The organism is Pragia fontium (assembly GCF_900638655.1).
GTDB classification, from domain to species: Bacteria; Pseudomonadota; Gammaproteobacteria; order Enterobacterales; family Enterobacteriaceae; genus Pragia; species Pragia fontium.
The window spans coordinates 2,527,200-2,543,019 of record NZ_LR134531.1; the positions used below are offsets into that span (position 1 = coordinate 2,527,200).

A 15,820-nucleotide genomic window follows, 5' to 3' on the forward strand; every position below is an offset into this window, starting at 1 on the left:
AAGGTTTATTGTATGACCATGCCAACCTCCCTCTGCCCCAACCCCATGCAAATTCACAGCATCCAGCAGGAAACGGCCGATGTCTGGACGCTGGAATTGATAGCACAGGACTTTTATCCCTACCTACCAGGCCAATATGCTTTAGTCAGCATTCGTCACAGCGATACCACTCTTCGGGCTTACACCCTATCTTCTTCGCCGGGACTGAGCCGTTTTATCACCTTAACCGTTCGCTGCCTGTCAGGTGGAGAAGGTTCAACTTGGTTAACCCGTGAAGTCAAAGTTGGCAACACTCTCTGGTTGTCCGATGCACAAGGGGAATTTACCTGTTCACATATTGCCGATAGTCACTATTTAATGCTGGCCGGAGGCTGTGGCGTCACGCCGATTATGTCGATGAGCCGCTGGATTCTGGCTAATCAACCAACCTGCGATTTAGTGGTATTTTATAATGTACGTAGCCCAGCTGATGTGATTTTTGCCCAAGAATGGCAGCAACTGGCAGAACGCTACCCGTCACAATTTACCCTCTATTTGATGGCGGAACATGACGTAGCAACAGGATATTTATCTGGTCGTATATCAAAAGAGTTACTACAGCAGAAAGTCAGCGATATCTCTCAACGTACCGTCATGACTTGCGGGCCAGCCGTTTATATGAGTGAAGTGGAGAAAATCAGTCTGGCATTAGGCGTTCCTGCCAGTCGTTTCCACAAAGAACAGTTTCACACGGCGGCGGAGTGTATCAGCGACAGCGATCCGCTGGTTAATCTGACAATTCATCGCCTTAATAAGCATTTTACCGCACCTATTGGAACCACGTTATTATACGCGCTGGAACAACACCAGGTTCCGGTGATTGCCGCCTGCCGAGCCGGCGTTTGCGGTTCCTGCAAAACACAGATTGCGAAAGGTGATTACACCACCACCAGCCAAATGACATTAACGGATAACGAAATTGCTCAGGGTTATGTTTTAGCCTGCAGTTGCCAGTTAACTGGAGATGTTGAACTGGTATAGCTATTCACAGGCAGGGGCTTAATTTAAGCCCCTGCTTTTAAGTTCTGTTATATGTCAGTACTAAACTCACTTTCCCAACATACTGCTCAGTTTATATGAAGTGATAACATCCCGTTCCTTTCTTATGCTAAAGTTCACATTAGATAACATCTTCATAACGTAATAAAAACAGATTAAAGGCCCACTTATGACGCCACAACGCATATTAGTGCTCGGAGCCAGCGGTTATATCGGGCAAAATCTTATCCCTTATCTGAGTGCCCAAGGGCATCAAGTTACTGCGGCGGCCAGACGTATTGAATGGCTAAAAGAGCAGCAAATCCCCAATGTCACCTGCCGGTATATTGACCTATTTCAACCGTCAACGATCCCACCAGTACTGAACAATATTGATGTCGTCTATTATCTGGTTCACAGCATGGGGGAAAAGGCAGATTTCCTCCGCAAAGAAAAAGAAGCGGCTCAAAATTTACAGCAGGCTCTGCGCTTTTCAAACGTTAAACAGATTATTTTTCTGGGCGCAATTCAGCCTAAGGAAGGCAGTACAACACAACATCTGTTAGCGCGAAAATTAACCGGTGAAGCACTGCGTGCCAGCGGTATTCCTGTTACCGAATTGCGAGCTGGTATTATTATTGGTGCCGGTTCAGCGGCTTTCGAAGTGATGCGCGATATGGTTTATAGCCTACCTATCCTCACGCCACCACGCTGGGTTCGCTCCAAGTCTTCTCCTATTGCACTAGAGAACCTGCTGGTTTATTTAACCGAAATTCTTAATCACCCATCCAATGAAAATCGCATATTTGACGTTGCTGGCCCGGAGTACATCAGTTATCAAAATATGTTTGAACGGTTTATTGCTATTACCGGAAAAAAGCGGCTGTTGATTCCGATTCCATTCCCAACACGGCTGATTTCCGTTTACTGGCTCAATATGATTACCACCGTGCCAACGACCACGGCGAAGGCGTTAATTGAAGGGCTTAAGCATAATCTTCCCGCAGACTCCGAACCGTTACAGGCACTGATACCGCAAAAGTTGATCAACTACGAAGAAGCGGTATTAACCACCATGCATAAAGAGCAATCGGCGGTAAACTCTGCCGACTGGGGTTACGATCCTGAAGCCCGAGCCCGCTGGCGTCCCGGCTATGCTTTCTATCCTAAACATGCTGGTTACACCCTGCGAACCACCGCCAGCGCCGAAAGTATTTGGCAGGTGATGCAGCAGATCGGCGGAGAGGAAGGTTATTTTTATGCTAACTATCTGTGGAATATCCGCGGCTGGATGGACGATATCATCGGCGGAGAAAACCACTATGGCAGACCGGATACGCAGGAATTAAAAGTCGGCGACCGCATCGACTCATGGCGCGTTATCTCCATCAAACCACTGCGCCAATTAGCAATGCTGTTTGGTATGAAAGCGCCCGGACTTGGACGATTAACGCTGAACATCAATGACACCGGCCAATATCGTGAAATTGACGTACGCGCCTGGTGGCACCCTGCCGGATTTGGTGGCCTGCTTTACTGGTTTATTATGATGCCAGCCCATCTGTTTATCTTTAAAGGCATGGCAAAGCGCATCGCCTTTTTGTCTGAGCAGCTAGACCGCCAAACTGCAAAAAAACCATAATAAACGCATCTGCCGCACCATGAATTTGATGCGGCAGAATTTTATCACCGGCGATATTTCTCCAGCAAAGCGTCTAAAATAGCCAAGGTTTCAGCATCAGGATGACCGGAATATTTATCCTGACGAAAGTGCATTTGAAAGGCCTTAATCACCCGACGAGTTTCATCATCCAGTTGGCCAGTCTCGGGAACTTTATAGCCATATTTCTTTAAATTAACCTGTAATTCAGCGATATCAATGGATGTTTCTGCTTCGCGTAATCGCTGATAATACTGCACTCGCCCAACATCCGGCCAGGCACCGATTCCCACCTGAGCCAGCCTGTCCCATGGAAACAGTGGACCAGGATCAATCTTACGCTGAGGAGCAATATCGCTGTGCCCGACCACATTTGCCGGATCAATATGATGACGCTGAATAATATCCCACGATAAAGCAATCAATAAATCAATTTGCCGCTCGTTGTAAGGCTCCCAACTGCGTTTATTGCCAACTTTATGATAGCCTGCATTGACTATCTCAACACCGATGGAAGTATCGTTTAGATTATTCCTGCCTCGCCAAAAACTCGCCCCTGCGTGCCACGCTCGCTGCGCTTCGGGAACCAACTGTAAAACCACCGGACGACCCGACATCTGTTCCGGTTGATGATTAATTAAATAATGAACGCTTACGTTATTACCGCTCAGAATTCTCAACGAATTCTCATCATTTTCTGCCGTATAGTGAAAAACCAGAAATTGAACGCGCGACTCCTGCCCTAAAGCAACATGGCTTTCATCAACCCAATAATCACCAGCATCGCGTAAGTTGCTACAGCCCGAGCAAGTCAGCACCAGCAAACAAAAACATGCCTGAAAGAAAAACTTAACCTGCTTCAATATAATTCCTATCATTAACATTGATATTATCTGCGTTATAACCTAACACTGACTTATTACCAACATATATCAATAACATCCTGAGTTTAATTGGTTAACTTAATTAACATCGTACTCACCATTGATTCGTTTACTAATCATACAGTTTGCATAAATTTAATACGCTTATCGATTACCTTTAGGATTAATATCAAATAGTGGTCTAATTTTGCTGTTAAAAGCACCCAAAAACTGATTTACTTGAGTAACATTTGTAAAAACACCCGTTTAAGAAAGGACTCTGATGACGCTCTTCTTACAAAACTGTTTATCTTACCCGGTCATTATTTTCAGTGGTTTGTTATTAATTGTCCTGTTTTATTGGGTCTGTGCCGCCTTTGGCCTGTTGGACATTGATATTCTCAACATTGACAGTCCGGATATGAATATTGACAGCCTTGATGCCTCAGCCTTAGCGGGCTGGCTAACCAAGCTCGGCCTTGCCGGTATCCCCCTCACCGTTATTATTACCTTAGTGACGCTCATTGGCTGGCTACTCAGTTATTTTAGCGTACACCTGATGCTGCGCTGGATAGAGACTGACTTTATTCGCTACTTATTAGGCACTGCCGCTTTCCTACTGATTGCGTTTATCGCCCTCCTGCTGACTTCAATGTTATTGAAACCATTGCGACCGATACTGGCCAATCATAATAAATCTAAAAGCGTGACCGGACTTATTGGCAAAATCGCTGAAGTTCGCTCTTCCATTGTCACCCTTCAACGTGGTGAAGCACTGATGGAAGACGGCGGAGGTGGTTTAATCCTACAAATACGCGCCCCGGAAGATGCTGGTATTGTCAGAGGCGATCGCGTGGTATTAATCCGCTATGATGCGGCAACACATAGCTATGAAGTGGTGAGTGAAACCGAGTTTAATCGGCTATAAGTCACACCAAACAATTTTATTTGTAAACCTAACTATCTGACGGCCCTAAAGTCATTTGGGCTTAGATGAATAGTCAATTAAGTCCTTGTGGGACTCAGGACCCTAACAACATGGAGAAACACCTATGGTCATGGCAGATATAATGCCGTTCTTAACCATTATTGCATCGGTCATCATTGTAATTTTGGGCCTTTTTGGATTGTTTAAAGCGTTTTATATCAAAGTACCACAAGGCACCGCCCTGATCGTCAACGATATGTCATCGCAACCTAAAGTCCATTTTACCGGTGCGTTGGTTTATCCGGTCATTTACAAAAAAGAGTTTATGCGCATCTCTTTGCTGACGCTGGAAGTTGACCGTCGTAGTAAAGATGGCCTGATCTGTAAAGATAACCTGCGTGCTGACATCACCGTTGCCTTTTACCTACGCGTGAATGAAACCACCGAAGACGTGTTAAAAGTGGCCAAAAACATTGGCGTTGAACGCGCATCGGATCATCAGGCGGTTAGTGCCTTGTTTAGTGCTAAGTTCTCTGAAGCACTGAAAACGGTTGGTAAGCAATTTGAGCTGTACAAGCTGTTTGAAGATCGGCAGAACTTCCGCGATCGCATCATCGATGTAATTGGTAAAGATCTGAACGGCTATGCGCTGGAAGATGTCGCGATTGACTACTTAGAGCAAACGCCAAAGAGCTCACTGGATCCGAATAACATCTTCGATTCCGAGGGTATCCGTAAGATCACCGAGATCACCGCGATTCATAATATCGAAACCAACCAGAAAGAGCGCGATCAGGAACTGGCGATTAAAAAGAAAAACGTGGAAACCCGCGAAGCCAGTCTGGCCCTGGAACGCCAACAGGCCGATGCTGAAGCACGTCAACAGCGTGAAATTGAAAGCATCAGAGCTCGTGAAGCTGCTGAAACACTGCGCGTTAAAGAAGAAGAACGCCTGAAAGCGGAACAAGCCCGAATTCAAACTCAGCAGGAAATCGAAATCCGCGAAGAAAATCGCCTGCGTGAAGTTGAAGTTGCTCAGCAAAACCGTACTCGTGCAGTCACCATCGAAATCGAGAAAGTCACCCGGGCAAAAGATCTGGAAGTGGTTTCTCGTGAGCGTGAAGTAGAACTACAACGTATTGAAAAAGAAAAAGCGTTGGAAGAAGAGCGCAAAAACATTGCTAACGTTATTCGTGAACGCGTTGCGGTCGAAAAAACCGTTGCTCAGGAAGAAGAACGAATTAAAGAAGTACGCATGATATCTGACGCCGATCGCCAGAAACAAGTCACCATCATTCAAGCTCAGGCAGAAGCCGAGCAAGAGTTGGTGCGTCAGGTGAAGCAAGCCGAAGCCGATGAAAACAGTGCTAAACATAAAGCTCAGGAAATCAGCACCATGGCTCAGGCTGAGCTTGAGGCTGCCGCTAAACAATCCGAAGCCAAAAAACGCATGGCGGAAGGTATCGAGGCAGAGCAGGCCGCTCTGGGTCTGGCAGAAGCCCGAGTCCGTCAGGCTCAGGCCGAAGCGGAAGAAAAAGAAGGCTTAGTGCTGGCTAACGTCACCGCAGAGAAACTGCTAGCAGAAGCCCGCGGTTCTCAGGAAAAAGGCTTGGCCGAAGCGAGAGTGAAAGAAGCTCAGGCTGCTGCCGCAGAGAAACAAGGTCTGGCTGAAGCTAAAGTACTGGAAGAAAAACTCACTGCTCAAGCGCGCGGTGATGAACAACAAGCTCTGGCGAAAGAGAAACTGGGTCTGGTTGATGCCAAAGTATTGGAAGAAAAACTGGTAGCTCAGGCTCGCGGTGAAGGTCAGCTAGGTTCAGCCCAAGCGGAAGTTGTACGTCAGCGTCTTAAAGCTGAAGCGGATGGTTTAACCGATAAATTTACCGCTATGGGTAACCTGAATACCACGGCTCGCGAGCACGAAGAGTTCCGTATGCAGTTGGAAAAACACTTTGAGCAAAGCATGGCTTCTATCGCCGCCAATAAAGAAATTGCCAGAGAGCAAGCCGATGTTCTGGCGGCGGCACTCAGCAAAACCAACATCGATATTGTGGGTGGCGACGGCAGCTTCTTTAATACCTTCTCTAAAGCCCTTAGCGTTGGTAAAGCCATTAATGGCGTAGTAGACAAGAGCCCACTGGTACAAGACGTTGTGCAGAAGCTGTTAACCAGCGATAAAGCGGGTCAGAAACTCGATCTGGACGCGTTATTACAAAACCCGGAAGTTCAGGCGTTGATTCAGCAATTCACCGCTGCCAAAACGCTACCGGCTGCTGCACCAAAAAATAACTACGATTCACAAGAGTAATGAATAAGCCAGACTACTGCGGTTCACCGCAGTAGTCTGGTCGCTTCATGGCATTAATTAAGATAAGCCTATTATTTCCATGGGCTTATCTTAGTTAATTTCTCCGTCAATACAGCATGTCGCATGACCAGACAGGACGTTTGCGCCATGATACGGAACCCGAGTTAACGCTTATAAAGTCAACTTCGATCAAGGGAACGTTAAACGCCATGTCAGATAGCCAAGTGAATAATCGCGAGCAAGAATTACTGGATAACGCCGTTGCTGAAGGCGGTGCCTATGATATTTTACGTAAGCGTTTATCTGAACAGGGTCAACAAATACACGACAAAGCGCACCAGCTAAACCAACGCCGTCTGGAAGAGTTTGGCAAAAGCCAGATGGATATCATTGGGCGTATGCGCATCCGTACCGAAAATAACTGCGTCGCCCGGGATATTGTACGCGTTGGCGACTGGTTACTCTTCGGCTATAACGTTTTCATTGGACTCAAGAAAGAAACCCGCATTGAAGACGTATTTTCACTGTATCGACTAAAAGAAGAAAACGGTGAATATGATGTTGAGTCGGTTCCTTTAACCGGCACTTTCCTGAATATCACCAGCTTCGTTCAAGACTTTAATGAACTGTATACCTATTATAAAAACACCCAGTTACTGCAATTAGTTGAACGTGACGGCAAGCTGCTGGCCAGCTTTCAAATCGGTGAGCGCATTACCGATATTCGGGTGTTTCGCTGGTCCATTTCCAGTGATAAAACTGAAATAAAATATATTGATAACCGTGGTGAGCGAGATATCGCCCTGCCCCCGGCCTATGATTTTGAATGGCAAAAAACCACTCGCGAAAATGCGATTAACGGCCGCCATCCACACATGAACATTCTGGATACCGTCTTCGTTGAAACTATCGGTGGTGACCTGACCATCAAGTGTGAAAACAATACTGAAGATGGACTGGGAATTTACCGTGAGGCGGTGTTAGACAAAACCCAATCGCTGGATGATGCACAGATTGAGTATGCCCAAACCGGTAGCCTGATTCTGCTAAAAATTCTGCCTTACCGAGAAGATACCTGGCGGTATCTGGTTTATAACACCATCACTCAAACCGTACAGCGTATTGATGCGATTGGTTCTGCCTGTATTCAGCTTCCGGAAGATCACGGTATTATCTTCCCCGGTGGCTATTATCTACAAAGTGGTGAATACAAAACGTTTGACCAGCCGATGGATGGAATGCGTTTCCGTCGTATTCGTCGATCGCCTAATGGCGAAGACGTGATGTATATTTTTTACGAACCCAATTTCGGTCGATTGGCGTTGTTTAACTACAACATGATTGAACGTAAATTGCAGAATCCGCTATTCGGCCATGGTTATGCCATGCTGGAAGATGGCCGTATGGTTCTGTTTGAAGGTCAATCAGATGAGCCAACGCGTATTCACCCGATGCAGGTTTGGCAAACGCCATTCTATTCCGATGAATTTGCTGCGCTACAGCCGGCTAAAAATAGCTTCTTTGGACGCATTGGCAACGCCGAGCTGGTACGCGGAATATCCGACCTCTACCATATTGCCAAAGAGATTGAACAGCAGCAGATATCTTCACAGCTGTATGAAAAACTGTGCCAAGACGCTCGCCGACTGATCGATCTTTATTACTGGCTCAATGATGAACACAGCCTGAATGCCACTATTCTGCTGAAAGAAATCGCCAACACTGGCGAACTGGTACTGGATGAATACGAGAAAGTAGAAAGTATTCGTCGTCAGTCAACCAGAGCCATGAATGAGGCCACATCGCGTCAGAAACAGCTCTTGTCTCTGATGTTGCCTGACAGTTGGCATAACGCCCAGCAGTTTGTTGATGCGCTGAATGATCTCAGCGTGCAACGAGGTCATCTGATTACCCTGCGCGACTACCGCTATATTGATTTGTCTCGTCTTGATGAGATGGAACAACAATTGGCTGAAAGTCAGGAACGCATCTCATTGGCTACGGCGGAGTTCCTTGCCAGCGAGCAAGCCCTGCAACCGTTCACCGATCAATTGCAGGCGTTAGATAAGCAAACTCAGGCCGCCGCCAACAGTTCACAACTGGTTGAGCCGATGGCCGGCATGGACAAGATGTCTGCTGATTTGGATATGCTCTCGAATTTGATGGCTTCACTAAAGTTCGAAGACACCACACAGCAAACCCATATCATCGAGGCGATTTCAGAAATCTATGCCCGCCTGAATCAGGCGCGAGCACGTTTACAGCAGCGCCGTAAAGAACAGAGTTCGGTGGAGTCTGTCGCCCAATTTGGCGCTCAATTTAAACTTTTCAGCCAGAGCATTACCAATGCGCTGACGCTGGCGACGGATCCTGAACGCTGTGACGAACAGCTCTCGCGTCTGCTGGTGCAGTTGGAAGAACTGGAAACCCAATTCAACGAACACGAAGAATTCCTCAATGACATTCTAAGCAAACGCGAAGAAATGCTGGAAACCTTCGAAACCCATAAGCAATCGCTACTGGATGAACGTCAACGCAAGTCACAGAATTTACAGGTTGCCGCTGAACGGCTGCTGGATAGCCTACAGCGCCGAACGGCCAAGTTCACTACTCTTGATGAGCTAAATGCGTTCTTTGCTTCCGACCCCCTGTCATTAAAAACCCGGGAAATTGTCGAGCGTTTACGCGCACTCAAAGACAGCGTTAAAGCTGACGATATTGATGCCAAATTTAAGGCTGCCCGCGATCAAGCGATTCGCAGCCTGCGCGATAAATCCGAAATATTTGAAGACGGTGGTAACGTAATTAAACTGGGTCCGCGCCATCGTTTCAGTGTCAATACACAGGAACTGGATCTGACCATTTTGCCAAGAGGCGATCGACTATATCTGCACCTGACGGGTACGGATTATCAAGAGCCTATTGATAGCCCTGAATTAGAAGCCCTGAAAGAGTACTGGCAAATATCGCTGGAGTCAGAATCGCCGGATATTTACCGGGCCGAGTATCTGGCCTACTCACTAATTTACGCCGCCAGCAAAGAATTGGATGGACTGAGCCTCGAGAACCTAAAAGCGCTGGTTAATAAACCAGAAGCGCTAGAAAAATTGGTCCGTGATTTTGCCTCACCACGCTATAAAGAAGGCTATGAGAAAGGCATCCACGATCACGATGCGGTAGCCATTTTACAGAAACTGATCCCCGTTGGGGAAAGTGCCGATCTGTTACGCTTTAATCCACATGCTCGCAGCATTGCCGTCCTTTTCTGGCAGCATGTTCATAGCCAAGAGTTACCCGCTCTTTGGCCAGAGCGAGCGCGTACCAGCATCAATATTCATCAGCTATTTCGTAACGATGCCGGTTTACTGGATCTTCAAGCTGAAATTGAAGCGGAACTCAGCCTATTTCTTGAACAATACCCAATTGCCTGCCAGCCTTATCAACAATCACAGGCTGCTGAATACTTGAGCTTCGCATTAGGCCGAACACCGGTTGAATTCAGCTTTAGCAAATATGCTCGTACCCTGTCGGAAGGCTTACAGTCCCAGTTAGAAAAAGCCCATATGTGGGGCGACTTCAACCGCTCACAGCAGAATTTAGCCAAACGCTGGTCACAACGTTGGTCATTGGCAGACAATTGGTTGCAAGGGCTTTGCTCTCTGCCAGAATATCAAAATCTAAAAAGCTATATTTCGGAAGCCATCGTCATCCTGCTGTTAGATAAAGGCATAAAGACCCGGTTTAGTGAAGTCGACTTGCACTTCACCGTGACAAACCTGATGGGTGAGCATCCTCTGATTCAAAACCAATCCCTGACGCTTAGCCTGGATGATTATTTCAGCCGGATGCGTAAACAACGCAAGCAGTTCATTCCAGCCTACCATCGCTATCAGGAACTGCGTCAGGAAGTCTTAAGCCAGCAGAGAAATCAGCTGCGTCTGCATGAATTTAAGGCTCGCCCTCTCAGTTCATTCGTGCGTAATAAGCTGATCAATGACGTTTATTTGCCGATCATCGGCGATAATCTAGCTAAACAAATTGGTGCGTTGGGTGAAGGAAAACGTACCGACCTGATGGGCTTACTATTAATGATCTCGCCGCCCGGCTACGGTAAAACCACACTGATGGAATATATCGCAAATCGCCTAGGCCTGATATTCATGAAGATTAATGGACCAGCCTTAGGTCACGATGTGTTGTCGCTGGATCCACAGCAAGCCCCGAATGCCACCGCCCGTCAGGAATTAGAGAAATTAAATCTGGCACTGGAAATGGGCAATAACGTTATGCTGTATGTCGATGATATCCAGCATACCAATGCCGAATTCCTGCAAAAATTCATCTCTCTTTGTGATGGTACCCGGCGAATTGAAGGGGTATGGAAAGGCAAGACCAAAACTTATGATATGCGCGGGAAAAAATTCTGTGTCGTGATGGCGGGTAACCCTTATACCGAATCAGGCGAAGTGTTTAAAATTCCTGATATGCTGGCCAACCGCGCGGATATTTATAATCTCGGCGAAGTTCTGGGTGGCATGGAAGAGGCATTTGCCCTGAGCTATATTGAAAACAGCTTAACCTCTAATCCGGTACTGGCACCGCTGGCACTGAGAAACATGAGCGATCTGTATTTATTTGTTGATAAAGCAATGGGTAAACCGTTCTCTAATAATGCGCTGAGCTATCAATACAGTGAAGCGGAGATCGCCGAAATTGTTGCCATTCTTGAACGATTAATCACGCTGCGAGACGTGGTGTTAAAAGTGAATCAGCAATATATCGCCAGTGCTGCACAGTCAGATAAATACCGTACTGAACCGAGCTTTAAGCTTCAGGGTAGCTATCGTAATATGAATAAACTGACGGAGAAAATTTCGGCGGTGATGAATCCGGCCGAAGTTCGCCGCATTCTTGACGATCACTATTTAGGTGAAGCTCAACTGCTAACCAGTGGCGCAGAAGAAAACTTATTAAAGCTGGCTGAAATCCGCAATATCATGTCACCTCAGGAAGAGCAACGCTGGGGACTGATAAAGCGTGACTTTATGAAGAATAAAGCACTGGGCGGAGATAATGCGGAAGTTGGCGATCGCGTCGTAGCTCAACTGGCCGATCTGGTAGAAAGTGTACAAGCCCTGAGGAATTGATTGACCAGTGAAGCAGTGGATAAAACAGCGCATTAAACTACTTGGCATATTGGCGATCGTCTTGATCGCCATTCAGTGCCTGAATACGCTGACTAGTGGTTATTTAAACCAGTTTGGTATACTTCCTCGTACCAGCCAAGGGTTAGTGGGTATTCTATTTTCTCCTTTTCTACACGGTGACTGGGGACATCTGCTTAGCAATCTTCCGGTGCTATTAATTTTAAGCGGATTATTACTCAGCAATTCTATTCGCTACTATATTTCAGCCAGTGTTTTTATCATTTTACTGGAGGGATTATTAGTCTGGCTATTTGCGCGTTCGGCTATTCATATTGGTGCCAGCGGCTGGATTTTTGGCTTATGGTCGCTATTGTTAATCAATGCCTTCACTCAGCGCAGAATACGAGATTTTATTTTGGCGCTGCTTATTTTAGTTTATTTTGGTGGCATGGCGTCAGGACTACTCCCCAGTGAACCAGGCATATCAACAGAAGGCCATATTGCAGGCGCCATTGCTGGAGGTGCGTTTGCTTTTATTAGTAGAAAATTCATGAGAAAAAAAAGTCACCACACCCCTTAATTTATTATTTCCCTCATTCCCTTTCCTATTATCGCTAAAGATTTTTATATTAAAAATTACCAAAGAAATGATCACCTGTTAAAAAATTGAGTTAATACCATCAAAAAAATGAAAAAAAATCCACTCATGTCAATTTTTGAGATCAAACTCTTTATTTTATTATCCAATTATCGCAAACTACGGTTATAAGGCTTAATTAAATAAAAGATAAAATAATAGCAATAAAATAACGTGATCCAGTTCAAAAATATTTGGAATATCGCGTAATGAAAATTAAATCTACTTGATTATTGTTTTATGGATAGAAACAGGTAATGGAAAATAAAGAACTGGAGTTATATCTGAAGAGTACGCTGGCTGATTTAACATTAAGCCACAGTGAACGTACTCAGTTAAGAGAATTAAGCCAATCCTTAAGTACTGAACAATCCGGCTTTATGCGTAATCTTGCCTTTGATTTAGTCAGAGAACAGCTTGATACCGCACCTCAAAACCTCCTGCCAGTATTAAAATGGTTAGAAACCGTCATAAAGACCTTCGATATTGCCAACCAACAGAAGCAAAGCCACTCTACCGCCTACTTCTCACCAGGAGAAACCTGTCGGGAAAAAATTCGATCAATGCTTTCTCAGGCGACGAAAAAAGTCGATATATGCGTTTTTACTATTGCCGATGACGCTATCACCGAATCTATCCTCAGTGCCCACCAGCGCCAGGTTCAGATACGTATTATCACTGATAATGATAAATCAGAAGATCAGGGAAGTGATATTGATTACCTGCAACATAAAGGGATCTCCATCGTTACCGATAATAGTCCTTATCATATGCACCATAAATTCGCTATTTTCGATGATACTTACCTGCTAAACGGCAGTTTTAACTGGACCAGAAGCACATCGCTGCACAACTGCGAAAATATTCTGATCACCGATTCCACTGAACTTTTAACCCGTTATCAACAAGAGTTTATTAAGCTGTGGCAGAGGTTTAGTTGATGAATAATCTGCTGAAAATAAAGCAAATGGAGGTAAAAAAATCAAAGACCGCTTTTCAGTTTACCCCTCAAAAAAAGGTAGATATACTCCCTCAAAAAGGAAGTGTCACTCTACGCAATGATTGCATAAAGTTCCCTCGGTTTGATGTCCCTTTATGTAATATCGTGACTTTCTATAAAAATAACAGAAACACTATGAATAATAATATAAAACGTATAACGCTTTGCTGTGGTATTGCTCTCGTTCTGGCGGCTTGTTCTAATCCACCATCTCGAAAGAACTTTGACTACGAAATTTCTCAAGGAAATCTGGAAGTAGCACAAAAGATCGCACTAACTGAAGGCGTCACCGCTGAGACTGATGCAACCACCGAGCTATTATGGTCGCTGGAAGCAGGTGCTCTGCTACGTATGACTAATCAGCTTGATCGTTCAACCAAAGTATTTGATGGTGCAGAAAACCTGATCAAAGATAACGAAACTCAGAATTTAGCCGCATCCGGTTTCAGCCAAGCTGCATCCATGGTAGTTAACGACAACATTATGGATTACACCCCGCGAGTTTATGACCGCGTGATGGTGAATACCTATAAAGCCCTTAACTTTTGGCAGCAGTCTGATTTCGCTAATGCCCGAGTAGAATGGAACCGCGTCGATGACCGTCAACGCCGTGCCGCAGAGTATTTCTCCAAAGAAATTAATGCACAAAAAAATGAAGTAAAAAGTAATAAGCTTGGGGAAAGCTACTCTAAATCCATGGAAACGCTTGAAGGATCGGGTATCGATGTTTCAAAATGGGCGCCCTATGATGGTTATATTAACCCGGCCTCACTCTATCTGCATGGTCTCTACTTCCTGATTAACAATGAAAGTGCCGCTGATTTAAATAAAGCCAAAGAGAGCCTAAAACGCGCCTATGCATTGACCAGAAGCAAGCAAATTCGCGCTGACCTTAATTTAGCCAACAAAGGTCGTAGCGTAGCACCCGGGGTTTGGGTTATTTTTGAAAATGGAACCTCGTCTAAAAAAGTAGAACGCCGCGTCGATTTACCATTAATTTTAGTCACGAGTCGTGTAGCTTATGCCGGTATTGCTTTACCGACCCTTGAGTCAGGTAGCCCGGCGTTTTCTAATCTTTCAGTCAATGGAGGAGGCAAAACGGAATCCTTCGCCAACATGGATAAAATTATCCAGGGTGAATTTAAAACGGAATTTACCGGTATCCTTATCAAGGAATTAGCCAGAGCGGTGCTAAAAACTGCAGCACAAGCTTCGATGATGAATTCCGACAACAGTACCGTAAGGATACTCGGCGCTATCACCGGTATCGCTCAAGCGGTAACCACGCAGGCTGATATTCGTAGCTGGCATACGCTGCCTTACGATTTTCAGGTGACCTACGTGAAGTGGCCAAAAAGCGGTCAAGTGCAATTAAGTCCGTCGGGCGGAGCGCCAATAACTGTCGATTTACCGGCAACGCCTCAACCCGTTGTTGTTTATGTGCGTGCTCTGAATGCGAGTACCACACCGCAGGTTAACGTGTTAACCAGTAAGAATGCGATGTAGACCTATTCAGTTAGGCACCGTTATCGCACTGACCTTTAAACTGTATTGAGAACTTTGATGATGAATATTTTAAACAAAAAAACGTTTCTTGCCGCGGCCTTTGCCCTTTCTTTAACCGGCTGTGCTCAGGAAGGCGCTTACTATGTTGATAGTAAGAACGATAACGTTGCCGTGATGGGACTGGACTATAAAGATTTTGAAATGGCTGCCCAAAATATGGTTGACGACATGTTAAGTTCAGACTTACTTGTTCATCCACAAGGCGGTCGTTATGTGCTAACCGTAACCGGCATTGTTAACGACACTGACCAACGTATCGATACCGATCAGTTAACCAAAAAAATCCGCTCTAGCCTGTTAAACTCAGGTCGTTTTGTGGTTACAACAGCGATTACCGCTAATGGACCAGAAGATGAAATGACGCGTAAAGTACGTCAGCTGCGTAAATCTAAAATGGTTAACCAAAAAACCGTTAAGAAAGATGGCCGTGTAATCGCACCAGACTTCTCATTAACCGGTAAAATCATTCAACAAAACCAACGTGTTAACTCTAAAACACAGCAAGTTGAATACTATTTCCAGCTAACGCTGACCAATCTGGACGATGGCTTAGCCTATTGGGAAAAAGAGTATCCAATCATCAAGCGTGGCGACAACCGCACCGCAAGCTGGTAATCGGCTACTGTCACTATTCTGGCGTTATGCCGCAGAACCACAATCGTTCTGCGGCATAACATAAACGTGTTTAATCCAT

General features: G+C 45.4%; 10 protein-coding genes. 9 read left to right on the forward strand and 1 reads right to left on the reverse strand.

Annotated features, from left to right (window positions below):
- Positions 1-12: 12 nt before the first annotated feature.
- Positions 13-1,020 carry an NADH oxidoreductase gene (gene hcr, locus EL341_RS10855; protein WP_074823689.1) on the forward strand — a complete coding sequence of 336 codons (1,008 nt, stop codon included), beginning with the start codon at positions 13-15 and terminating at the stop codon, positions 1,018-1,020.
- Positions 1,021-1,207: 187 nt separating this feature from the next.
- A complete protein-coding gene (locus EL341_RS10860; RefSeq protein WP_074823692.1) occupies positions 1,208-2,659 on the forward strand; it encodes a DUF2867 domain-containing protein in 1,452 nt (483 codons plus the stop codon).
- Positions 2,660-2,703: 44 nt separating this feature from the next.
- On the opposite strand, the gene EL341_RS10865 is transcribed toward EL341_RS10860, so the two are convergent.
- Positions 2,704-3,540 (reverse strand): N-acetylmuramoyl-L-alanine amidase, encoded by an 837-nt coding sequence (locus EL341_RS10865; protein WP_232036556.1) that lies wholly within the window; start codon positions 3,538-3,540, stop codon positions 2,704-2,706.
- 283 nt (positions 3,541-3,823) lie between these two features.
- Between EL341_RS10865 and EL341_RS10870 the strand changes: the two genes are divergently transcribed.
- From EL341_RS10870 to lpoB, 7 genes are all read left to right on the forward strand, one after another.
- Positions 3,824-4,468, forward strand: a complete 645-nt coding sequence (locus tag EL341_RS10870) for a ubiquinone biosynthesis protein UbiH (protein ID WP_047781383.1) — start codon at positions 3,824-3,826, stop codon at positions 4,466-4,468.
- 124 nt (positions 4,469-4,592) lie between these two features.
- Positions 4,593-6,776, forward strand: coding sequence for a flotillin family protein (locus tag EL341_RS10875; RefSeq protein WP_047781384.1), 2,184 nt, complete (start codon positions 4,593-4,595; stop codon positions 6,774-6,776).
- A gap of 209 nt (positions 6,777-6,985) precedes the next feature.
- A complete protein-coding gene (locus tag EL341_RS10880) occupies positions 6,986-11,923 on the forward strand; it encodes a DNA repair ATPase (protein WP_114986798.1) in 4,938 nt (1,645 codons plus the stop codon).
- Between the two features lie 7 nt (positions 11,924-11,930).
- A complete protein-coding gene (locus EL341_RS10885; protein WP_074823698.1) occupies positions 11,931-12,503 on the forward strand; it encodes a rhomboid family intramembrane serine protease in 573 nt (190 codons plus the stop codon).
- 314 nt (positions 12,504-12,817) lie between these two features.
- A complete protein-coding gene (locus tag EL341_RS10890; protein ID WP_126467779.1) occupies positions 12,818-13,501 on the forward strand; it encodes a phospholipase D-like domain-containing protein in 684 nt (227 codons plus the stop codon).
- Between the two features lie 194 nt (positions 13,502-13,695).
- Positions 13,696-15,066: a COG3014 family protein gene (locus tag EL341_RS10895; protein WP_126467781.1), complete on the forward strand. Its 1,371-nt coding sequence runs from the start codon at positions 13,696-13,698 to the stop codon at positions 15,064-15,066.
- A gap of 57 nt (positions 15,067-15,123) precedes the next feature.
- Positions 15,124-15,741, forward strand: coding sequence for a penicillin-binding protein activator LpoB (gene lpoB / locus EL341_RS10900; RefSeq protein WP_197723504.1), 618 nt, complete (start codon positions 15,124-15,126; stop codon positions 15,739-15,741).
- Positions 15,742-15,820: the final 79 nt, after the last annotated feature.

Bases quoted from the DNA above. Each gene is read 5' to 3' on its own strand.
- hcr (WP_074823689.1), top strand. From the start codon at position 13: ATGACCATGCCAACCTCCCTCTGCCCCAACCCCATGCAAATTCACAGC.
- EL341_RS10890 (WP_126467779.1), top strand. From the start codon at position 12,818: ATGGAAAATAAAGAACTGGAGTTATATCTGAAGAGTACGCTGGCTGAT.
- EL341_RS10880 (WP_114986798.1), top strand. From the start codon at position 6,986: ATGTCAGATAGCCAAGTGAATAATCGCGAGCAAGAATTACTGGATAAC.
- lpoB (WP_197723504.1), top strand. From the start codon at position 15,124: ATGATGAATATTTTAAACAAAAAAACGTTTCTTGCCGCGGCCTTTGCC.
- EL341_RS10870 (WP_047781383.1), top strand. From the start codon at position 3,824: ATGACGCTCTTCTTACAAAACTGTTTATCTTACCCGGTCATTATTTTC.
- EL341_RS10895 (WP_126467781.1), top strand. From the start codon at position 13,696: ATGAATAATAATATAAAACGTATAACGCTTTGCTGTGGTATTGCTCTC.
- EL341_RS10875 (WP_047781384.1), top strand. From the start codon at position 4,593: ATGGTCATGGCAGATATAATGCCGTTCTTAACCATTATTGCATCGGTC.
- EL341_RS10860 (WP_074823692.1), top strand. From the start codon at position 1,208: ATGACGCCACAACGCATATTAGTGCTCGGAGCCAGCGGTTATATCGGG.